We start from the raw sequence: 20257 nt of genomic DNA, 5'->3' as shown, positions 1-20257 counted from the left end.
TCGCGAGGCAGACACAACGCGCGGGTGGCGGAAATGGCAGACGCGCTAGCTTGAGGTGCTAGTGCCCTAACGGGCGTGGGGGTTCAAGTCCCCCCTCGCGCACGCGATGTGTTCAGAAGGCCCGGATCGTTTCGATCCGGGCCTTCTCGCGTTTCCGGCGGGCTCCGATCCCCCGGCCTCGCACCCGGCTGGCCCGCGGTGCGCTGAGGGCGAGCGAATGCGACGAGCGTGCGCCGCCCGCGCCCGCGGTCTCGTCCTCTTCGCTCGCGCTCGGCTCGATGTGGCCGGGAACGGGGACGGTCGGCGGGTGGACGTCCGGCGCATCCGACTTGCCGTATTCGAACATGTGTTCGAAACTGGTGGGGTGACCATGACCGCTCCCCTCGACGCTCCCGCGCCCCGCGCGGTGCGCGTCGACGAACTGCAGGCGCGCATCCGCGGCATGCAGAGCACCCGCCTCGAGACGAAGGCCGTGCCGACCCACCCGGTCTTCGCGGGCGTCCTCCCGGGCGGCACATTGCGCGAGGGCGCGGTCGTGCAGGTCGAGGGGTCGATGACCCTGCTCATGGCGCTGCTCGCTGGCCCGAGCGCCGCCGGCGGGTGGGCCGCCGTGATCGGCATCCCCGAGTTCGGCGTCGAGGCCGCCTCCCGGTTCGGCATCGCGCTCGAACGGCTCGCCCTCGTGCCCGATCCCGGCGCGCAGTGGCTCGCCGTCGCGGCGGCGCTCGCCGATGTCATGCCCGTGGTCGCCGTGCGCCCCGCCACCCGCGTCTCCCCCGCCGAGGCGAGCCGGTTGCAGGCGCGCCTCCGCCAGCGGGGAGCCACGCTGCTCGTCGCCGGCGCATGGCCGGGCAGCGACGCCAGGCTCGGGCTCGAGGCCAGCGAATGGCACGGCATCGAACGCGGGCACGGGCACCTCGTCGATCGCGAGGCGGTCGTGAACACGGTCGGTCGCGGCGAGTTCGTTCGCCACGCCAGGTCGCGCCTGCGGTTGCCCGGCAGATCGCTGGAGTTCGCGACCGTGCCGGTCGCGCCGGTGCCGCTCACGTCCCGTCCGATCGCCATCGGGCTCGCCGGCGAAGCACGGCGGAGGGTCGGATGACCGCCGAGGCCGGGCGCACGATCGTGCTCTGGTGCCCCGACTGGCCGGTGCACGCGGTTCGCCGCGAACTCGGCGTCGATCCCGCTGCGTCGATCGCGCTCATCGCCCGAGGCGTGGTCTTCGCCTGCTCCGAGGCTGCACGAGGGCAGGGCGTCACGCGCGGGCTGAAGCTCCGCGAGGCGCAACTGCGCTCGCCCGGTCTGCTCGTGCACGACTACGACGCCGAACTCGACGTGCGCGTCTTCGAACCGGTCGTGCGGCGCATCGAGCAGATCGTCCCCGGAGTGCAGGTCGTGCGTCCAGGCACGCTCGCCATGCGTGCGCGCGGACCCGCGCGCTACTACGGGGGCGAACGCGCTGCGGCATCCGCCCTGCTCGCCACGGCCGCAGAACTCGGACTGGTCGGCGCCCGCGTCGGGGTGGCCGACGGGCCGTTCGCGGCCGAGCAGGCGGCCAGGGCGATCCCGCCGTCCCACCCGGGCGACGAAACGGCGGCCTCGGCGGTGCGCATCGTCGAGCCCGGAGGCTCCGCCGCCTTCCTCGTGCCGCTGCCGGTGTCGCTCGTGACCGACCCGCGCACCGCGACGCTGCTCGACCGGCTGGGCGTGCGCACGCTCGGCGAACTCGCGGCGCTCCCCGAGGCCGACGTCCGTCGCCGGTTCGGGGCGGCGGGCGCCTTCGCGCACGACCGGGCGTCCGGGCGCGAGCAGACGAGCGTGCTCGCCCGCACTCCCCCGCCCGAGTTCGAGGTCGAGCAGCATTTCGAGCCCCCGCTCGATCGCATCGACCAGCTCGCCTTCGCGTTCCGCGTGGGCGCCGACGCGTTCATCGAACGCATGCGCGCCGTGCGGCTCGTGTGCACGGGGCTCCGGGTCGAGATCGACGACGAACGCGGCGGTCACTCGAGTCGCAGCTGGCTCCACCCCCGTTGGTTCACGCCGGCCGACGTGATCGACCGCGTGCGGTGGCAGTTGCAGGGCGCCGGCACCGCCGACACCGGGCTCGCCTCGCCGATCGTGCGGCTGCGCGTGATCCCCGAGCGCATCGAATCCACGGGCGACCACGAGGAGGGGCTCTGGGGCGGCGGCCCCGACGAACGCGTGCACCACGGCCTCACGCGGGTGCAGAGCATGCTCGGCCACGACGCCGTCGTCACCGCGACCGTCGGCGGCGGCCGCATGCTGTCCGATCGCCAGGTGCTCGTCCCGTGGGGCGATCGCGCGCCGGTGCGTGCCGGCCGCACCGCGGCAGCGGCCGGCGGCCGGCAGGGGGACCCGCCGTGGCCGGGCAGCCTCCCCGCGCTGGCACCGGCGAGCGTCTTCCGCGAACGCGTGCCGGCGACGCTGCTCGACGCGCGTGGCGTCTCCGTCGCGATCGATGCACGTGGTGCGATCTCGGCACCGCCCGAGCGGTTCGCGGTCGGCGGCGGGGTCGCGGCGGGCGGGGCCTTCCCGGCGGCATCCGTCGGGAGCACGACGTCGCGCGCCCGAGACGGGTTCGGCGCCGCCCCCGTCCGCGCCTGGGCGGGCCCATGGCCGGTCGTCGAGCGCTGGTGGGATCCCGAGCGCGCCAAGCGCGTGCACCGGTTCCAGATCGTCGACGACGACGGCTGCGCGTGGCTGCTGGTCCGCGACGCCGAGGGCTGGTGGGCCGAAGCGAGGTACGACTGATGGCGCGTGCATCGAAGGACCGGAGGGGCTGATGGGCTGGAACAACCCCGGCATCCCCTGGTCGGAGCTCGAGCGCAAGCTCTCCGACCGACGACGGCCGGGGGCTCCGAAGCTCATCGCCGACGGCGGCGACGGCCCGGCGTTCAGCCGCAAGCGGCATCCGTACCGGCCCGCCGAAGGGCTCGAGGCGCCCACGGGGCCGGTCGTCCCGTACGCCGAGTTGCACGCGCACTCGACGTACAGCTTCCTCGACGGCGCCTCCTCGCCCGAGCATCTCGTCGAGGAGGCGCACCGGCTCGGCCTCACGGGGCTCGCGCTCACCGATCACGACGGCTTCTACGGCGTCGTGCGCTTCGCCGAGGCGGCCGAGAGCTTTCCCGCGCTCGAGACCGTGTTCGGCGCCGAGCTCTCGATCGGGCTCTCCGAACCGCAGATGGGCGTCGCCGACCCCGAGGGCGAGCACCTGCTCGTGCTCGCCCGCCAGCAGGAGGGCTACCACCGGCTCGCGAGCGCGATCACTGCGGGGCAGCTGGCCGGAGAGGAGAAGGGCCGACCGGTGTATTCGCTCGAAGCACTCGCTGAGCATTCCGGCAATGAATGGATCATCCCCACCGGATGCCGCAAGGGAATGGTTCGTCGGGCGCTCGCCGAGGGCGGCGAGGATGCCGCGTGGCGCGAACTCGACCGGCTGATCGCGTTGTTCGGGCGAGACCATGTCGTCGTGGAGCTCTTCGACCACGGGCATCCGCTCGACCAGCAGGCCAACGACCGGCTCGCCGCCCTCGCCGAACGTGCACGGCTCCCCCTGCTCGCCACGAACGCCGTGCACTACGCCACGCCCGGCGAGCACCGACTCGCCTCGGCGCTCGCCGCCGTGCGCGCCAGACGCAGCCTCGACGAGCTCGACGGCTGGCTGCCGGCATCCGACGGACTGCACCTGCGCTCCGGAGCGGAGATGGCCGAGCGGTTCGCGCGCTACCCGGGCGCGGTCGCGAGTTCGGCGACGCTCGCCGCCGAACTCGGGTTCACCCTTCGCAGCGCCAAGCCGCGACTGCCGAGGCAGCAGGTGCCCGAGGGGCACACGCCGATGAGCTGGCTGCGCGAGCTCGTCTGGGCCGGCGCCGAACGACGCTACCCCGGCATGTCGGAGGAGGTGCGCGAACGCCTCGCACGCGAGCTCGACGTCATCGAGCTGAAGGACTTCCCGGGCTACTTCCTCATCGTGCACGACCTCGTGCGCGAGGCGCGCAGCCGCGGCATCCTCTGCCAGGGGCGCGGGTCGGCCGCGAACTCGGCGGTCTGCTTCGTGCTGGACATCACCGCCGTCGACTCGATCTTCTACGGGCTGCCGTTCGAGCGCTTCCTCTCGGCGCTGCGCGACGAGGCGCCCGACATCGACGTCGACTTCGACTCCGACCGGCGCGAGGAGATCATCCAGTACGTCTACGAGAAGTACGGGCGCATGAACGCCGCGCAGGTCGCGAACGTCATCAGCTACCGCCCGAAGGCCGCGGTGCGAGACATGGCCAAGGCGCTCGGGTTCTCGACCGGGCAACAGGATGCCTGGAGCCGGCAGGTCGAGCGGTGGGGCGCCGTCGTGAGCACCGATGACCACGACATCCCCGAGCCGGTCGTCGCGCTCGCCGAGCAACTGCTCACGTTTCCGCGGCACCTCGGCATCCACTCGGGCGGCATGGTGCTCACCGACCGCCCCGTCGGGGAGGTGTGCCCGATCGAGCACGCCCGCAAGGAACGGCGCACGGTGCTGCAATGGGACAAAGACGACTGCGCCTGGATGGGGCTCGTGAAGTTCGACCTGCTCGGACTCGGCATGCTCGCGGCCCTGCAGTACACGTTCGACCTCGTGCGCGAGCACACGGGCGAGACCTGGGAGCTCGCGACCCTGCCCAAAGAGGAGGCCGCGGTCTACGACATGCTCTGCCGGGCCGACTCGATCGGGGTGTTCCAGGTCGAGTCGCGTGCGCAGATGGGCACGCTCCCCAGGCTGAAGCCACGGTGCTTCTACGACCTCGTCGTCGAGATCGCGCTGATCCGCCCCGGCCCGGTGCAGGGCGGCGCGGTGCACCCCTACATCCGCCGACGCACGGGCGAGGAGGCCGTCACGTACCTGCATCCGAAGCTCGAACCCGTGCTCGAACGCACGCTCGGGGTGCCGCTGTTCCAGGAGCAGCTCATGCAGATGGCGGTCGCCGTGGGCAACTGCAGCGCCGCCGACGCCGACCTGCTGCGGCGGGCCATGGGTTCCAAGCGGGGCGTCGAGAAGATCGACCGGCTGCGGACCAAGCTCTATGCGGGCATGGCCGAGAACGGCATCGCCCCAGAGGTCGCCGACTCCGTCTACGAGAAGATCGAGGCGTTCGCGAGCTTCGGCTTCGCCGAGAGCCATGCGCTGAGCTTCGGCCTGCTCGTCTACGCGAGCTCGTGGCTCAAGCTGCACTACCCGGCCGCGTTCCTCGCCGCTCTGCTGCGCGCCCAGCCCATGGGCTTCTACTCCCCGCAGACCCTCACCGCCGATGCGCGTCGGCACGGGGTGCAGACCCTTCGACCCGACATCCTGCGCTCGGGGGTGCATGCACGCCTCGAGCCGGTCGCCGCTCCGGGCGGGGCAACGAGCGACGGATGCCGCGAGCCCACCGGCCTGCACTCGTGCACCGAGCCCGTGCAGCCGCCCGTGGGCGAGTTCGTCCGGGAGGCGCCCGACCGCTCCGCCGAACACCGCCGCGACGGCGCGTTCGCCGTGCGACTGGGGCTGGCCGACGTCTCCTCGATCGGCCTGGCCGTCGCCGAGCGCATCGTCGCCGAACGCGAGGCCCGCGGACCCTATCGCGACATGGCCGAGGTCTCCCGTCGGGCCGGCCTCTCCGCGGAGCAGCTCGAGGCGCTCGCCGCGGCGGACGCCTTCGCGGGGTTCGACCTCGATCGGCGGGCGGCGCTGTGGCTCTCGGGCGAGGCCGCGCAGGACCGTGAAGAGTACCTCGAGGGTTCGGTCGTCGTGGTGCAGCCGCCACTGCTCCCGATGCTCTCCCCCGCCGAGCAGGTGGTGTACGACCTGTGGTCCACCGGCATCTCGCCCGACGACCACCCGATGCGGCATGTGCGAGCACGGCTCGACGCCAGAGGAGTGCTCCGCGTCGACCGTCTCGCCGCGGCCGAGAGCGGGCGGCGCTTCGAGGTCGCCGGCGTGGTCACGCATCGTCAGCGTCCCGCGACGGCGAGCGGCATCACCTTCATGAACCTCGAAGACGAATCGGGCACGGTCAACGTGATCGCCGGGGTCGGGGTGTGGCAGCGATACCGCCGCGTCGCGCGCGAGGCACCGGCGATGATCATCCGCGGCATCCTCGAACGCTCCGACGAGGGGGTCGTGAACCTCGTGGCCGACCGGTTCGAACGGCTCACCGTGTCGTCGCCGCTGCGCTCGCGCGACTTCCGTTAGCCTCGTCCGGTGCCTGCCTCGACCCACCTCTCGAACGGACCCGACCGCTACGGCGAGGACGCCCTCGCCGGCGACTGGCGAGCGCGCGGAAGGCGGGTGATCCCGACCGTCGAGGCCGAACGCGACCTCGTCGTCGAGCTCGCCTCAGACGGCTACTGCGGCGCCGTCGTCGGCGTCGACTCGCAGCACGTCACCCTCGAGGACCGCTTCGGCAAGACGCGGATGTTCCCGCTCGGGCACGGGTTCCTCGTCGACGGGGAGGCCGTGCAGCTCGTGCGCCCGAAGCCGAAGGCGCCCACTGGGCGGCTGCGCACCGCATCCGGATCGTTCGCCGTCGATGCCGCACAGGCCAAGGCCAGGGTCGCCCTGCCCAGCCGGATCTTCGTCGAGGGCCGCCACGACGCCGAGCTCGTCGAGAAGGTCTGGGGCGCCGACCTCCGCGTCGAGGGCGTCGTCGTCGAGTACCTCGAGGGGGTCGACGTGCTCGCACCGCAGCTCGACGAGTTCCGGCCGGGGCCCGGTCGGCGAGCCGGCATCCTCGTCGACCACCTCGTGCCCGGCTCGAAGGAGCAGCGCATCGCCGACGCCGTCATGCGCGGCCCGCACCGCGAGCACGTGCTCGTGGTCGGACACCCGTTCATCGACGTCTGGCAGGCCGTGAAGCCCGCGCGCATCGGCCGCGAGGCCTGGCCGGCGGTCCCCCGCGGCACCGAGTGGAAGCACGGCATCTGCGAGGCGTTCGGCTGGCCGCACGAAGAACAGGCCGACATCGCCCGCGCATGGCAGCGCATCCTCGGGCAGGTGCGCGGCTACGGCGACCTCGAGCCCGCCCTGCTCGCCCGGGTCGAGGAGCTCATCGACTTCGTGACCGCACCGGCGTCCTCGGCCGGTCGGGGCTGAACGCGGGCATCTCCCGTCCGGGCACGCGGCGTCGCCCACGTGACGCATGGGCGCCCTCGCGCGGCTCTTCGGCGCTCCGAAATGCTGCCAATCGCGGGCGATCGGGCGGATGCCGCGCGCTCCGCCGATATCGTGGACAGGGCCGCACGAGCAGCCCGAACACGTGATGGAGCGGGAGCGCACCGCCGGCGTCCTCCCGGAGGATGTGGACCGCATGAACGACACCGCAGGCACAGGGGCGCAGGGCAGCGCCGCAGATCGGGCGCGATGGCGCCGCTACCTCGCCGACGAACGGGCCGAGGCCGTCGTGTACCGCGAACTCGCCGGGCGACGCACCGGAGAGGAGCGCGAGATCCTGCTCGCGCTCGCCGCTGCCGAGGGGCGGCACGAGGCGCATTGGCTGCGTCTGCTGGGCGGCGACGAGACCGGCATCCCCCGAGCGGACCTGCGCACGCGCCTGCTCGGCTGGTTCGCGCGACGGTTCGGGTCGATCTTCGTGCTCGCGCTCGCGCAGCAGGCCGAGGGCCGTTCGCCCTACAGCACCGATCCCGATGCGACCCCGGCGATGGCGGCCGACGAACGCATCCACGGCGAGGTCGTGCGTGGTCTCGCCGCGCGCGGCCGACGGAGCCTCGCCGGCACGTTCCGCGCCGCCGTCTTCGGGGCGAACGACGGTCTCGTCTCCAACCTGGCCCTGGTGCTCGGCATCGGCGCCACCGGCGTCCCCGCATCCGTGGTGCTGTTCACCGGGGTCGCCGGCCTGCTGGCCGGTGCGCTGTCGATGGGTGCGGGCGAGTACGTGTCGGTCCGGTCGCAACGCGAGCTGCTCGAGGCATCCGCCCCCGATCCGACCGCGCGCGAGGCGCTCATCGACCTCGACATCGACGCGAACGAGCTCGCGCTGGTCTATCGCGCGCGCGGCATGGACGATGCCGAGGCACGGGCACAGGCGGCACGCATGGTCGCCAGGGTGCAGGCCGCCGGTGCGCTCGCCGCCGCCCCGTCCGACGCCCTCGCGGTCGTCGAGGACGATGACGAGGCCATCGGCACTGGGCTGTCCGCGGCGGTCTCGAGCTTCCTCTTCTTCGCCTCCGGCGCGCTCATCCCGGTGCTGCCGTGGATCTTCGGCATGAGCGGTCTTCCGGCCACGATCCTCGCGACCGTGCTCGTGAGCGTCGCGCTCGTCATCACCGGTGCGACCGTGGGCGTGCTCTCCGGCGCGTCGCCCGTGAGGCGCGCGCTTCGCCAGCTCGGCATCGGCCTCGGAGCCGCGGCGGTCACCTACGCGCTCGGCCTCGCCTTCGGGACGACCATCGCCTGAGCGCTGAGCGCTGAGCGCTGAGCGCTGGGCGCTGGCCGACAGCCTGAAGGCTCACGGGCCGGAGGCGACCGGCTCAGCCGACGAGCTTGTCCCAGCCGTCGCCGTCGACGTGCTCGAAGATGAGGTTCGTCTCGGTGTGGGCGACCGCGGGGTGGCCGGTGAGGTGGGCGAGCACGAACTCGCGCAGCTCCTCGGCGTCGCGTGCGGCGACGTGCAGGAGGTAGTCCTCGGCACCGGCCATGTGGTACACGGAGATCACGCCCGGCAGGTGCGGGACCTGCGAGCGGAACGCGTCGATCTCGGAGCGGTCGTGCTTGACGAGCCGGATGGCGATCAGCGCCTGCAGCGAGACGCCGAGGGATGCGAGATCGACCTCGACCCGGTAGCCGCGCACGGTGCCGAGCGCCTGAAGCCGGCGCAGCCGCAGGGAGACGGTCGACTCGGCGACGCCGACCTCGGTGGCCAAGGCGGCCCCGGACGCGCGTGCGTTGCCGGAGAGGGCTCGCAGGAGGGCTCGGTCGACGCGGTCAAGTTCGGGCTTCTCGGCCATGGGGGTGCCTCCAACGAGTCGGGTTGCCGGACTCCGTGAGAGTCGCTCATCCCGAATCATACGAGGCGAAGCCGGTGCCGACCGCTTTCGTGACCGTCCGCGGCAGCGTCGGCGGCGGCGACGGCGGCGCTGCGACAGGTCAGCCGGATGTTCCGCGATCGGCGACCCAGCGCGGGTTCCGGATGCCGAACCACGACACGATTCCGCCGATGACGAGCGCCGCCGCGACGAAGACGGCGGCCCTGCGATAGCCGTCGACGTCGAGCTGGGTGCCCGCGATGACGCTGATGCTCGCGATGGCGACCAGGCCCGCGATGCGGGCGACGGCGTTGTTGACCGCCGAGCCGATGCCGGCACGAGCGGGTTCGACGGCGCCGAGGATCGCCGCGGTCAGCGGGGCGACGGTCATCGCCATGCCCAGGCCGATGACGAGGATGCCGGGCAGGAACTGCCACCAGTAGACGAAGTCCTCGTCGACCGTGAGGGTGAGGAGGTAGCCGACGCCGACGAGGATGGGCCCGGCGGTCATGAACAGCCGCGGGCCGAAACGGCTCGAGAGATCGCCGAACCGGGAGCCGAGCAGCACGAGCATGACCGTGGGCGGCAGGGTCGCGAGCCCCGCCATCGTGGCGCTGAGGCCGCCGGTCTCCTGGAGGAAGATCGTCATCGCGAACGGTCCGAGCGTGAACGCCGCATAGATGAACACCGTCGCGAGGTTGCCCATCGCGAAGTTCCGCGCGCGGAAGAGCGAGAGCGGCAGCATCGGCTGCGGCGTCCGTCGCTCCTGCACGATGAACAGGATCAAGGCGAGGACGCCGACGAGGAGCGGCACGTACACCACCGGCGAGGACCAGCCGTGGCGGCTCTCCTCGATCAGCGCGAAGACCGTGCCCGCGAGGCCCACGATGCCGAGTCCGGCACCGAGCCAGTCGATGCGTTCGTGGGCGGGGTTCGGTTCGTCGCGTCCGAGTCGACGCATCAGCACGAGGGCGACCGCGATCGGCAGCAGGTTGATCCAGAAGACGAGGCGCCACGACGCGAGATCGACGAGGAGCCCGCCGAACAGCGGTCCGAGGAGGAACGCGCTCGTCGTCCACGCCGTCCAGCGGCCGATGGCCCGGCCCTGGTCGGCCGGCGCGAACGTGGCGATGATGAGGGCGAGCGAACTCGGCACGAGCAGGGCGCCGGCCGCGCCCTGGAACGCGCGGGCGACGACGAAGAACACCCCGGAGGGGGCGATGGCGCAGAGCACCGAGGTCGCGGCGAATCCGTAGAGCCCGATGCGGATGATCCTGAGCCGGCCGAACGAATCCGAGAGGGAGCCCGCGAGCAGGATCAGCGAGCCGAGGGTGAGCAGATAGGCGTCGACGGCCCACTGCTGCAGCGCCAGGCCGCCCCCGAGGTCGGCCGCCAGCGAGGGCAGTGCGACGTTGATGACGGCGCCGTCGAGGAAGGCGATGAACGAGACGATGATCGCGACGACGAGCACACGGGCTTGGCGATCCATACGGGTCATGCTGGCACAACCGGGCGGCGGCCGTGCCCCGAGGCGTCTCGCACGCCTGCGCAGACGGCTCAGCGGCTGCCGAGCCGCTTGCGCAGGTAGTCGATGCGCGACTGGAGTTGGGTGACCGTGGCCTGGGCGACGGCGGGCCCGCCGCACACGCGACGCAGTTCGGCGTGCACCATAGAGTGGGGCTCGCCCGTGTGCCGCGCCCAGAGCCCGACGAGGCTGTTCAGGAGCGTGCGCTGCTCTTTCAGCGTGCGATAGAGGGCCACCGGCTCGGGGTTCTCGGCCGGGTCGGCCTGCTTGCGCCGCTCCCCCGCCCGACGCGCCTGCCTCGACTGCCGGTGCCGCAGCAGATCGGAGACCTGTTCGGGTTCGAGGAGGCCGGGGATGCCGATGAAGTCGAACTCCTCGTCGCTGCCGGGCTCGGCGAGCGTGCCGAACTCGGTGCCGTCGTAGAGCACCCGGTCGAACGAGGCGTCGGAGGCGATGGCCTCCCAAGTGCCGAACTCGAGCTCCTCGGATGCCCGCTCCTCGCGGTTGGCCGACTCGAGCAGGCCGTCGTCGAGGCCGTCTTCGCCCGCGTCGCCGTCGCGTCGGTCGAGGGCATGATCGCGCTCGAGCTCCATCTGGGAACCGAGCGCCATCAGGATCGGCACGTTCGGCAGGAACACGGAGGCGGTCTCACCGCGGCGGCGGGCACGCACGAAGCGCCCGATCGCCTGCGCGAAGAACAGCGGCGTCGACGCGCTCGTGGCGTACACGCCCACCGCGAGCCTCGGCACGTCGACCCCCTCGGACACCATGCGCACGGCAACCATCCACCGGCTCGCGCCCGCCGAGAACTCCTCGATGCGCGCACTCGCCTCCTTCTCGTCGGAGAGCACCACCGTGACCTTCTCGCCGCAGATGCCCTCGAGGATCTTCGCGTACTCGCGGGCCATCGACTGATCGGTCGCGATGACGAGCCCCCCGGCATCGGGGATGCCGTGGCGCACCTCGGTGAGCCGGCGATCGGCGGCGGCGAGCACGGCCGGGATCCACTCGCCCTTCGGCTCGAGGGCGGTACGCCAGGCCGCCGAGGTGATGTCCTTGGTGTTGTCCTCGCCGAGTCGGGCCTCCATCTCGTCGCCGGCACGCGTCCTCCATCGCATGTGCCCCGCGTAGACCATGAAGAGCACCGGCCGCACGACGCCGTCGGCGAGGGCGCGGCCGTACCCGTAGGCGTAGTCGGTCTGCGAGAGGCGCACGCCGGAGGCGTCGGCCTCGTACTGCACGAACGGGATCGGCGCGGTGTCGGATCGGAACGGCGTGCCGGTGAGCGAGAGGCGCTTGGTCGCTGGCTCGAAGGCCTCGCGGATGGCATCGCCCCACGAGAGCGCGTCGCCGCCATGGTGGACCTCGTCGAGGATCACGAGCGTGCGGCCCGAGACGGTGAGCTCGCGGTGCAGTGCGGGCCGCATCGCGACCTGCGCGTAGGTGACCGCCACGCCGTGGAAGTGGCGGGCGATGCTGCCGTGTGCGTTGCGGAAGCCCGGATCGAGGCGGATGCCGGCGCGTGCCGCGGCATCGGCCCACTGCCGTTTCAGGTGGTCGGTGGGGGCCACCACGGTGATGCGGTCGATGATGCGGCGGGCACGCAGCTCGGCGGCCAGGCGCAGCGCGAACGTCGTCTTGCCGGCACCGGGCGTCGCCGCGGCCAGGAAGTCGCGCGGCAGGTCTGCGAGGTACTGCTCGAGCGCCTCGGCCTGCCAGGCGCGGAGCTTGCTCGCCGTGCCCCACGCGGCCCGCTCGGGGAAGGACGGGGAGAGATGCTCGGCGGCCGAGGTGCCCGGCTGATTGCCGGAAGGGGTCGCTGTGCTCACTGAACTCGAGGGTAGTCGAGGCCGCCGACATCATCGAACCGGCGTGCCGCACGCGGCATCCGCTCCGGCCGATGGAGCGCCGATGGAGCGCCGAGGCCGCGCTTTGGCAGAATGGGCGCATGGTCACCCAGCAGCACCCATGGTCACGCTACGTCGCCCTCGGCGACTCCTTCACCGAGGGCATCGGCGACCCCGAGCCCACGGTTCCCGGCGGCAACCGCGGCTGGGCCGACCGCGTGGCCGAGGTACTCGGCCAGAGCAGCGACGACTTCGCCTATGCGAACCTCGCGGTGCGCGGCAAGCTGATCCGTCAGATCATCGACGAGCAGATCGAACCCGCGCTCGCCCTGCGGCCCGATCTCATCACGATCTCGGCCGGCGGCAACGACGTCATCCGCCCGGGCACCGACCCCGACGAGATCGCCGCGCGCTTCGAGTACGCGATCGAGCGGTTGTCCCGCGACCACGCGACCATCGTGATCTTCACCGGTGTCGACGTCGGCTTCTCGAACGTGTTCCGCGGCATCCGCGGCAAGGTCGCCATCTACAACGAGAACCTGCGCATCGTCGCGAAGAAGTACGACTGCATCGTCGCCGACCAGTGGGCGCTCACCGAGATCCAGGACCAGCGCATGTGGGCACCCGACCGCCTCCACCTGAACGCGCTCGGACACCACACCGTCGCGCGCATGGTGCTCGAGGCGCTGAACGTCGAGAACGACCTCGAGCCGTTGAAGCCCGAACCGCTGCCGGCCAGCACCTGGCGTCGGGCGCGGGTCGAAGACCTCTCGTGGGCGCGGGAGTACCTCGTGCCCTGGGTGCTGCGTCGCATCCGGCACCAGTCCTCTGGCGATCGCATCCAGGCCAAGCGCCCGGATGCGGGTCCTTACTCGCTGCCCGACTGAGCCCCGGCATCGTCGAGGGCGCCGGGGTTCGTGAGACGCCACCACGCCCCGGGATCGCTGAGCGACGCGTCGAGCACGAGCGGCACCGTGATCTCCTCCGAACCGGCGCGCACGACCGCGGTGCCCACCTCGTCGCCCCGGTCGGCGAGCGAGACGGCGTCGGCGTGCACCTCGACGTCGACGGGGGTGTCGTTCCACACGACCACGGTGGCGCCGCTCGAGGCGCGGGCCCGTGCGGTGTCGCCCCACGGCGTGTCGTATTCGGCCAGCACCTGGTTCGCCTCGAGCGGCGCGACCTCGTGGAAGCCGGGGGCGACGGAGTCGAGCATCGCGACGATCGCCGCGTCGATGATCTCGTGCGTCTCGCCGCCGAGGAGCACGCCCACCACGGTGACCGAGGAGGCGCCCACGGCGTAGTCGGCCGTGAACAGCAGGTTGGCGGCGTCATCGGTCGTGCCGGTCTTCATGCCGTCGACGCCGTGGGTGCCGAGCAGCTTGTTCGAGTTCGTGAGCGTTCCGAGCTCGGGGATCTCGACGCTCTTGGATGCCACGATGGCGGCGATGGTCGGCTCGCCGAGCGCGATCTCGCCGAGCGCGACCATGTCGGCTGGAGTTCCGACGTTGTCGTCGGACATGCCGCTCGAGTCGACGACGTGCGTGTTCGCGAGCCCGTTGGCGGCGAGCCAGGCGTTCGCCTTCTCGACGAGCGCCGCTTCGGAGCCGAACGCCCAGTTCGAGATGGAGATGCCGTAGTTGTTGCCGGACGGGATGAGGAGCGCCTCGAGGCTCTCTTTCAGCGTCAGCGTGGCGCCGGCCTCGACCGGGGCGACGGAACCGCCCTGCGCGGCCATGTCCCAGTAGATGTCGACGTCGTCTTCGGTGTACTCGACGTCTGGGCCGCCCTCGCCCGGCGGGATCGGGTGCTCCGAGAGCACCGTGAGCGCGGTGATGACCTTCGTGATGCTCGCCATCGCCATCGGCGTCTGCTCGTTGCCCGACGCGAGCAGCCCGTCGAACCCGACCGCGCCGATCGCCCATCCGCCGAAGCCGGGCAGCACGAGCTGCTGGGGTGCCGCGGCGACCGGAGCCGGGTCGGCGACCTCGGGTGCAGCGCTCGGAACGGGGGCTCCGAGCGCATTCGCGCTGTAGACGCCGGCACCGGTCAGCAGGGCCAGGACCACGGCCAGGGCGCTGAAGACGACGATGCGGCGTCGCCGGTAGACCCGCGCGCTCGGTCTGGTCGAGGTCACAGGCGCACCGCCGGGTCTGCGACTTCGCCGTCGGGTCGGGTCTGCAGTGCGTAGAGCACGACCGCGGCCGCCGCGGCGACGTTGAGCGAGTCGACGCCGTGCGCCATCGGGATGCGCACGATCCGGTCGGCGGCCTCGAGCGCGGTGCGACTGAGCCCGTCACCCTCGGCGCCGAAGACGAGCGCGAGGCGTTCGGGGGCTTCGTCGGCGAGTTCGCGGAGCCCGATCGAGTCCTCGGAGAGCGCGAGCGCCGCGATGGGGAACCCGGCGGCGTGGAGCAGCGCGGTCGCCTCTGGCCATTCGGGCAGGCGGGTCCACGGCACCTGGAAGACCGTGCCCATGCTGACCCTGACGCTTCGCCGGTAGAGCGGGTCGGCGCAGCGCGGGCTCACGAGCACGGCATCGGCTCCGAGCGCCGCGACCGATCTGAAGATCGCGCCCACGTTCGTGTGGTCGACGATGTCCTCGAGCACGACGACACGCCGGGCGTCGGCGAGCAGCGTGGCGGGGTCTGGCAGCACCGGGCGTTCGAAGGCCGCCAACGCGCCCCGGTGCACCCGGTAGCCGGTGATCGCCTCGAGCTGCGCCGCGTCGGCCAGGTGCACCGGGACGTCGAACGGCGCGAGCTCGGCCTCGAGCCCGGGCAGCCACTTCTCCTCCATGAGCACCGAGCGCGGGCGGTGTCCGGCCCGGATCGCCCGGGTGATCACCTTCGCGGACTCGGCGATGTAGAGCCCGTTGGCGGGTTCGTGCGTGCTGCGGAGCGCGACATCCGTGAGCCCCGCATAATCGGCGACGGCATCGGATGCCGCGTCGCGGACTCGTTCGATGTGCATGTTCCTCCTCCGACCAGCCTGCCAGTCCCGAAACAATCCGGAAAACCGACGCGTCTAGAATCAGACGATTCGAAGGGAGCACTCGGTGACATCCGACCTCGAAGTCCCCGTGCGCGGCGATGCAGCGCTCGACCAGGCGACCGATCTGCTGCGCGGCGCACGCGTCGCGGTGCTCACGGGCGCCGGCGTCAGCACCGATTCCGGCATCCCCGACTACCGGGGCGAGGGGGCGCCGGTGCGCACGCCGATGACCTTCCAGGCCTTCCTCGCCTCCGAGGCGGCGCGCAAGCGCTACTGGGCCGGCAGCCACCTGGGGTGGCGGGCCTTCGGGGCGGCGCAGCCCAACGTCGGGCACCGGGCGCTCGCCCTCCTCGAGGCCTCTGGCGTCGTGAGCGGTCTCGTCACGCAGAACGTCGACGGCCTGCACCGCCGGGCCGGGAGCCGGCACGTGGTCGAGCTGCACGGCGGCATGGACCGGGTGCTCTGCCTGACCTGCGGCCAGCAGTTCGCTCGGCAGGCGGTCGCCGATCGCCTCGCGGTGCTGAATCCGCGCATCGAGCTCGAGGGCGAGTTCGCGGTGAACCCCGACGGCGACGTGGACGTCGACGACGCGGCCTCGCTCGTCGTGCCCGACTGCACCGTGTGCGGCGGCATCCTGAAGCCCGACGTCGTCTTCTTCGGCGAGTTCGTGCCGCCCGACGTGTTCGAGTCGGCGGCCTCCATCGTCCGCCGATCCGACGTGCTGCTCGTGGCGGGGTCCTCGCTCGTCGTGAACTCGGGCATGCGGCTCATCGAGCTCGCGCGGCGCCGGCGCATGCCGATCGTCGTCGTCAACCGCGGCATCACCCGGGGCGACAGCCGTGCCGCGGTGAAGGTCGACGCCGGCGCGAGCGAGACGCTCGCGGCGTTCGCGGCGGCGCTCGCCTCCTGATCGGGCGCGGCCCGTCCAGGCGGTCGTTCGGACCTCCGCACCCCGCGTGCATCGAACTCGGGCGCATCTGCCAGAGTGGAGCGATGACCGATGCCACTCCCCCGATCGGCCTCCCGGCCACGCGATTCGCGATCGTCCGTCACGGCGAGACCGACTGGAACGTGCAGCGTCGCATCCAGGGCGCGACCGATATCCCGTTGAACGACACCGGACGCGCACAGGCCGTCGAGACGGCCGCCTCGCTCGCAGGGCGTTCCTGGAACGCGATCGTCTCGAGCCCGCTGTCGAGAGCGTCCGAGACGGCCGATCTCATCGCCGCGGCGCTCGATCTCGACCAACCCGACATCGTGCCGGCCCTTGCCGAGCGCAGCCATGGAGTGCTCGAAGGGCTCGATCACGGTGGCCGCGCGGCCGTCGAGGCTCAGGCACCCACCATCGAAGGCCTCGAACCGCGATCGGCCGTCGTCGAGCGCGCTCGGGCCGCCCTGCTCGAACTCGCGTCGACGCATCCGGGCGAGGACGTGATCGTCGTCACCCACGGCGGTGTCATCCACGCACTCATGCTCGATCTCAGCGACTGGACGTTTCCGACGCCCGGCTATGCCATCGAGAACGGCTCCGTTCACGAGGTGCTCGCCCGCGACGGCAGGCTCGTGTTCACGCGGCCCGACGTCGCGACGGGCACCGACGGCTGAGCCTGCACGGCGTCGACGCCGACGCGGCTCAGCGCCGCCGGCGCGAACGGCGTCGCCCGCCGGGTGCGGCGGTGCGCCGCATGAGCTCGAGCAGCACGTCGGCCGATGCCGACCACGTGTACTTCGCCGCGGCATCGACGGATGCCGCGGAGCGGCGCTCCCACTCGTCGCCGCGTTCGAGCGCCCAGAGCGCCGCGACGAGGGACTCGGGGTTGTCGGCGTCGAAGTACACGGCCGCGTCGCCGCCGATCTCGCGGAAGATCGGGATGTCGTTGACGACGATCGGGGTGCCGAGCCGCATCGCCTCGACCAGCGGGATGCCGAACCCCTCCGCCTTCGACGCGTGCACAAGGGCCGTCGCGCCAGCGAGCAGCTCGGCGTACTCGGCATCCGACACGCCATCGTGGAAGACGAGCCTCGCCTGCGGTGCGAGGCGCGTGAGCCGGCTGCGCTCGTCTCGACCGATTCGGCTGAGCAGGTGCAGCTCGTGGTCGGGCAGCGCGCCGACCGCGCGCACGAGCGTGTCGACGTTCTTGTAGGGCATGTAGGAGCCCATGTACACGAGACGGTGCCCGTCGGGCCGCACGCGGGGCAGCTCGGGCACGGCGAGCTCGTCGGCCGCGTTCGGCACGACTGTGACCGGCCGGCGCGTGAGCTCGTGCTCGCTGATGAGGCCGGCCGTGGTCTCGGAGACGGTGACCACCGCGTCGGCACGGTTCAGGAGGAGGCGCTGGGGCCACCAGGCGAGGTGGTAGAGCCGCCAGAGGAGCCGCACCGGGGCGGGCAGGTCGCGCGGGGGCGTCGGGTTCTCGTAGTAGATGAGGTCGTGCAGGGTGAGGAGCAGCTTGTACGTGCGCCCCCATGAGCCCATCGTCTGCATGGGCGAGAACACGAGGTCGGGCCGCAGCCGACGCACCTGGAGGGCCACGAGCGGCTCGCGCACGCTGGTCGGCGAGCTCACGAGCTGCCACGGCAGGTCGGGGAGCATGTCGAGCTGGCGGCGGTCGCTGATGAGCATGGTGAGCGGATGCCGCCGCGCGAGCTCGGACACGATGCCCGCCGTGAACCGGCTGATGCCGTCGTGGCGCCCGATGCGCGTGTAGCGGCAGTCGACGACGATCTTCACGCTCGGGCCTCTGACCCGAGGAAGCCGAGGATGTGGCGTGCGGCCTCGCCCGGCGTCTCGTAGTGGATCAGGTGGCCGACGTCGGGGATGACCGCGAGCCGGGCATCGGGGAACATCGTGGCCAGCCGGCGCTCGGCCTCGATCGGGGTCACGTCGTCGCGCTCGGCCGCGACGAGCAGCGTGGGGACGGAGATGTCGGCGGCGACCTCGCTCACGTCGTGGCTGACCGAGGTCGTGAACGCCTCGAGCACGGAGGCGCGGCTGCCGAACGCCGAGAAGTAGCGGTCGTGCTGATCGTGGATCCACCGGCGCAGCGGCTTGGACCTGGTCTTGGCCATCGTGACGCTCATGACCCGCACGATCGCCCCGTTGCGGAGGAGGGCGAACCCGGGGCGCTCGGGCAGCGCGGCGGCCGCGCGGTAGTAGAGCACCGCGAGCCGGGTCATGACGCCACGCGGCCCCTCGAGCGCCGGCGCCCCGATCGGGTTCACGAGGATGAGCCGCTCGGGTGCGAGCCCTCTCGCCACGGCTGCGGAGGCGACGATCGAGCCGAACGAGTGGCCGAGCAGGGTGTACGCGCCGGTCACGCCCGCCGCGGGGATGAACGCGGCGAGCCACTCGGTGTAGGCATCGAGGTCGTGCGCGCGGCCGTCGAACGTGGCCGACGAGCCGAAGCCGGGCAGGTCGGGCGAGACGATGCGGAACCCGGGGAGTTGGGCGACGACGGGTTCGAGCCCGTGGTGGTCGCCCCGGAACCCGTGCACGAGGACGATCACGGGGGCGTCGGCCGGACCGTACTCCCACCAGGCGGTCTCGGTGCCGAGGACGTCGAGCCGGTGCTCGCGGACGGGGATTCGCGCGAGTTGCTCGGCGTACGGGGAGGCGATCATCCCGGACATTCTACGGCGCGCGGCCGGTGCGTCCGACGCCGTCCACAGGCGGATGCCCCGTCGGCGAGCGGTCGCCGGGCACGCCGATCCGGCGGACACGCGCCGCGCTCCCCCGGCGATGTCGGTGCTCGACCGTAGCCTTCGAGCATGGAATCCGCGAACGCCTGCTGGGCCGACACCCTCGCCGTCTTCGACCTCGAGACCACCGGTATCGACGTCGACACCTGCCGCATCGTCACCGCGCACGTCGGCGTGATCGGCATCGACGGCGAGGCGCTCGAGCGTCGGGAATGGCTGGTCGACCCCGGCGTCGAGATCCCCACGGCCGCCTCGCTGATCCACGGGGTCAGCACCGAGCGCGCCAGGGCCGAAGGCGCCGCGGCCCCCACCGCCGTCGCCGAGATCATCGCCGCGCTCACGGGCGCGGCCGCTCGCGGGCTCCCGATCGTGGCGTACAACGCCGCGTACGATCTCACCGTCCTCGCTCGCGAGGCCGAACGCTACGGGCTGCCAGGCCTGCCGGGCCCCGATGCCGTCATCGACCCGCTCGTCATCGACAAGGCCGTCGACCGCTACCGCCGTGGCAAGCGCACACTGTCGGCGACGGCCGAGCACTACGGCGTGCGCCTCGACGACGCCCACGACGCTGGGGCCGACGCGGTCGCGGCCGGCCGGGTCGCGCAGGCCATCGCCCGGGCGCATCCCCAGCTCGCCGCGGTCGCGGTCGGCGAACTGCACGCGCGCCAGATCGATTGGTGCCGCGACCAAGCCGAGAGCTACCAGTCGTGGCGTCGCCGCAACGGCGAACCCGAGTTCACGACGTCGGGCGCCTGGCCCGTCCGCTGAGGCGCGGTCGCCGCGCACGACGAAGGGGCGGTCGACCGAGTCGACCGCCCCTTCGGCTGGCAGGTGCTGCTGGAGTTACTTGCCGAAGCTCTTGAAGCGCTGGTTGAACTTCTCGACGCGGCCGGCCGAGTCCATGATGCGCTGCTTGCCCGTGTAGAACGGGTGCGACTCCGACGAGATCTCGACGTCGATGACCGGGTAGGTCTCGCCGTCGAGCTCGATGGTCTTGTCGCTCGAGACCGTTGAGCGGGTGAGGAACGTGGCGCCCGAGGCGAGGTCGCGGAAGACGACGGCGGCGTACTCGGGGTGGATGTCGGTCTTCATGGTGACTTCCTTGCTGATCGGATGATTTCTACAGAATTCCGCCGGCGACGTGTGCAGCACAGCGGAAAAGCTCGATGGCCCG

General features: G+C 72.0%; 18 protein-coding genes and 1 tRNA gene. 10 read left to right on the top strand and 9 right to left on the bottom strand.

Annotated elements, in window-relative coordinates; all coding sequences use genetic code 11:
* The first annotated feature begins 18 nt into the window (after window positions 1–18).
* Window positions 19–102 (top strand) — tRNA-Leu (locus tag GQQ92_RS04075).
* Between the two features lie 10 nt (window positions 103–112).
* Here GQQ92_RS04075 and GQQ92_RS04070 read toward each other — a convergent pair.
* A complete protein-coding gene (locus tag GQQ92_RS04070; protein ID WP_156997907.1) occupies window positions 113–346 on the bottom strand; it encodes a hypothetical protein in 234 nt (77 codons plus the stop codon).
* A 24-nt stretch (window positions 347–370) separates the two neighbouring features.
* Between GQQ92_RS04070 and GQQ92_RS04065 the strand changes: the two genes are divergently transcribed.
* The 5 genes from GQQ92_RS04065 (at window position 371) to GQQ92_RS04045 (ending at window position 8450) form a co-directional block, all read left to right on the top strand.
* Entirely contained in the window at window positions 371–1102 is a 732-nt protein-coding gene (locus GQQ92_RS04065; RefSeq protein ID WP_372493423.1) for a hypothetical protein, read from the top strand.
* Entirely contained in the window at window positions 1099–2772 is a 1674-nt protein-coding gene (locus GQQ92_RS04060) for a DNA polymerase Y family protein (protein WP_156997905.1), read from the top strand. Before GQQ92_RS04065 ends, GQQ92_RS04060 begins: the two co-directional genes overlap by 4 nt.
* Window positions 2773–2803: 31 nt before the next feature.
* Complete coding sequence (locus GQQ92_RS04055; RefSeq protein WP_156997904.1) at window positions 2804–6229, top strand: error-prone DNA polymerase; 3426 nt, start codon at window positions 2804–2806, stop codon at window positions 6227–6229.
* 9 nt (window positions 6230–6238) lie between these two features.
* Window positions 6239–7129: a DUF3097 domain-containing protein gene (locus GQQ92_RS04050; RefSeq protein ID WP_156997903.1), complete on the top strand. Its 891-nt coding sequence runs from the start codon at window positions 6239–6241 to the stop codon at window positions 7127–7129.
* 214 nt (window positions 7130–7343) lie between these two features.
* The gene (locus tag GQQ92_RS04045) at window positions 7344–8450 is read left to right on the top strand and encodes a VIT1/CCC1 transporter family protein (RefSeq protein WP_156997902.1); all 1107 of its coding nucleotides are present in this window, start codon (window positions 7344–7346) and stop codon (window positions 8448–8450) included.
* Between the two features lie 73 nt (window positions 8451–8523).
* On the opposite strand, the gene GQQ92_RS04040 is transcribed toward GQQ92_RS04045, so the two are convergent.
* From GQQ92_RS04040 to GQQ92_RS04030, 3 genes are all read right to left on the bottom strand, one after another.
* Window positions 8524–9000 carry an Lrp/AsnC family transcriptional regulator gene (locus GQQ92_RS04040; protein ID WP_156997901.1) on the bottom strand — a complete coding sequence of 159 codons (477 nt, stop codon included), beginning with the start codon at window positions 8998–9000 and terminating at the stop codon, window positions 8524–8526.
* A gap of 139 nt (window positions 9001–9139) precedes the next feature.
* Entirely contained in the window at window positions 9140–10507 is a 1368-nt protein-coding gene (locus GQQ92_RS04035) for an MFS transporter (protein WP_308206781.1), read from the bottom strand.
* Window positions 10508–10575: 68 nt separating this feature from the next.
* Window positions 10576–12372 (bottom strand): DEAD/DEAH box helicase, encoded by a 1797-nt coding sequence (locus tag GQQ92_RS04030; protein ID WP_156997899.1) that lies wholly within the window; start codon window positions 12370–12372, stop codon window positions 10576–10578.
* A gap of 119 nt (window positions 12373–12491) precedes the next feature.
* On the opposite strand from GQQ92_RS04030, the gene GQQ92_RS04025 reads away from it, so the two are divergent.
* Complete coding sequence (locus GQQ92_RS04025; RefSeq protein WP_156997898.1) at window positions 12492–13277, top strand: SGNH/GDSL hydrolase family protein; 786 nt, start codon at window positions 12492–12494, stop codon at window positions 13275–13277.
* Here GQQ92_RS04025 and GQQ92_RS04020 read toward each other — a convergent pair.
* Together GQQ92_RS04020 and GQQ92_RS04015 are read right to left on the bottom strand one after the other, a co-directional pair.
* The gene (locus GQQ92_RS04020; RefSeq protein WP_156997897.1) at window positions 13259–14527 is read right to left on the bottom strand and encodes a D-alanyl-D-alanine carboxypeptidase family protein; all 1269 of its coding nucleotides are present in this window, start codon (window positions 14525–14527) and stop codon (window positions 13259–13261) included. The two genes, GQQ92_RS04025 and GQQ92_RS04020, sit on opposite strands and share 19 nt — an antisense overlap.
* Window positions 14524–15363 (bottom strand): TrmH family RNA methyltransferase, encoded by an 840-nt coding sequence (locus GQQ92_RS04015; protein ID WP_156997896.1) that lies wholly within the window; start codon window positions 15361–15363, stop codon window positions 14524–14526. Before GQQ92_RS04015 ends, GQQ92_RS04020 begins: the two co-directional genes overlap by 4 nt.
* Window positions 15364–15448: 85 nt before the next feature.
* On the opposite strand from GQQ92_RS04015, the gene GQQ92_RS04010 reads away from it, so the two are divergent.
* A complete protein-coding gene (locus tag GQQ92_RS04010; protein WP_156997895.1) occupies window positions 15449–16294 on the top strand; it encodes a Sir2 family NAD-dependent protein deacetylase in 846 nt (281 codons plus the stop codon).
* A gap of 83 nt (window positions 16295–16377) precedes the next feature.
* Window positions 16378–16989 carry a histidine phosphatase family protein gene (locus tag GQQ92_RS04005; protein ID WP_156997894.1) on the top strand — a complete coding sequence of 204 codons (612 nt, stop codon included), beginning with the start codon at window positions 16378–16380 and terminating at the stop codon, window positions 16987–16989.
* A gap of 28 nt (window positions 16990–17017) precedes the next feature.
* On the opposite strand, the gene GQQ92_RS04000 is transcribed toward GQQ92_RS04005, so the two are convergent.
* On the bottom strand, window positions 17018–18115 hold the full coding sequence (locus GQQ92_RS04000) for a glycosyltransferase family 4 protein (protein WP_156997893.1): 1098 nt from the start codon (window positions 18113–18115) through the stop codon (window positions 17018–17020).
* A complete protein-coding gene (locus tag GQQ92_RS03995; protein WP_156997892.1) occupies window positions 18112–19005 on the bottom strand; it encodes an alpha/beta fold hydrolase in 894 nt (297 codons plus the stop codon). The genes GQQ92_RS04000 and GQQ92_RS03995 overlap by 4 nt, the downstream gene beginning before the upstream one ends.
* Window positions 19006–19152: 147 nt before the next feature.
* Here GQQ92_RS03995 and GQQ92_RS03990 point away from each other — a divergent pair, with 147 nt between their 5' ends.
* A complete protein-coding gene (locus tag GQQ92_RS03990; RefSeq protein ID WP_156997891.1) occupies window positions 19153–19851 on the top strand; it encodes an exonuclease domain-containing protein in 699 nt (232 codons plus the stop codon).
* Between the two features lie 75 nt (window positions 19852–19926).
* Here GQQ92_RS03990 and GQQ92_RS03985 read toward each other — a convergent pair whose 3' ends face one another.
* Window positions 19927–20175, bottom strand: coding sequence for a type B 50S ribosomal protein L31 (locus tag GQQ92_RS03985; RefSeq protein WP_156997890.1), 249 nt, complete (start codon window positions 20173–20175; stop codon window positions 19927–19929).
* Window positions 20176–20257: the final 82 nt, after the last annotated feature.

This window comes from Agromyces terreus, from assembly GCF_009749465.1.
GTDB classification, from domain to species: domain Bacteria; phylum Actinomycetota; class Actinomycetes; order Actinomycetales; family Microbacteriaceae; genus Agromyces; species Agromyces terreus.
The sequence above is the reverse complement of the archived record's forward strand: the minus strand, read 5'-3'. Positions and strand labels throughout refer to the sequence as shown.

What these genes read in the sequence shown, in the direction of transcription:
- GQQ92_RS04070 (WP_156997907.1), bottom strand. Translation starts at nt 346, where the DNA reads ATGTTCGAATACGGCAAGTCGGATGCGCCGGACGTCCACCCGCCGACC.
- GQQ92_RS04065 (WP_372493423.1), top strand. Translation starts at nt 371, where the DNA reads ATGACCGCTCCCCTCGACGCTCCCGCGCCCCGCGCGGTGCGCGTCGAC.
- GQQ92_RS04060 (WP_156997905.1), top strand. Translation starts at nt 1,099, where the DNA reads ATGACCGCCGAGGCCGGGCGCACGATCGTGCTCTGGTGCCCCGACTGG.
- GQQ92_RS04055 (WP_156997904.1), top strand. Translation starts at nt 2,804, where the DNA reads ATGGGCTGGAACAACCCCGGCATCCCCTGGTCGGAGCTCGAGCGCAAG.
- GQQ92_RS04045 (WP_156997902.1), top strand. Translation starts at nt 7,344, where the DNA reads ATGAACGACACCGCAGGCACAGGGGCGCAGGGCAGCGCCGCAGATCGG.
- GQQ92_RS04040 (WP_156997901.1), bottom strand. Translation starts at nt 9,000, where the DNA reads ATGGCCGAGAAGCCCGAACTTGACCGCGTCGACCGAGCCCTCCTGCGA.
- GQQ92_RS04035 (WP_308206781.1), bottom strand. Translation starts at nt 10,507, where the DNA reads ATGGATCGCCAAGCCCGTGTGCTCGTCGTCGCGATCATCGTCTCGTTC.
- GQQ92_RS04025 (WP_156997898.1), top strand. Translation starts at nt 12,492, where the DNA reads ATGGTCACCCAGCAGCACCCATGGTCACGCTACGTCGCCCTCGGCGAC.
- GQQ92_RS04015 (WP_156997896.1), bottom strand. Translation starts at nt 15,363, where the DNA reads ATGCACATCGAACGAGTCCGCGACGCGGCATCCGATGCCGTCGCCGAT.
- GQQ92_RS04005 (WP_156997894.1), top strand. Translation starts at nt 16,378, where the DNA reads ATGACCGATGCCACTCCCCCGATCGGCCTCCCGGCCACGCGATTCGCG.
- GQQ92_RS03995 (WP_156997892.1), bottom strand. Translation starts at nt 19,005, where the DNA reads ATGATCGCCTCCCCGTACGCCGAGCAACTCGCGCGAATCCCCGTCCGC.
- GQQ92_RS03990 (WP_156997891.1), top strand. Translation starts at nt 19,153, where the DNA reads ATGGAATCCGCGAACGCCTGCTGGGCCGACACCCTCGCCGTCTTCGAC.
- GQQ92_RS03985 (WP_156997890.1), bottom strand. Translation starts at nt 20,175, where the DNA reads ATGAAGACCGACATCCACCCCGAGTACGCCGCCGTCGTCTTCCGCGAC.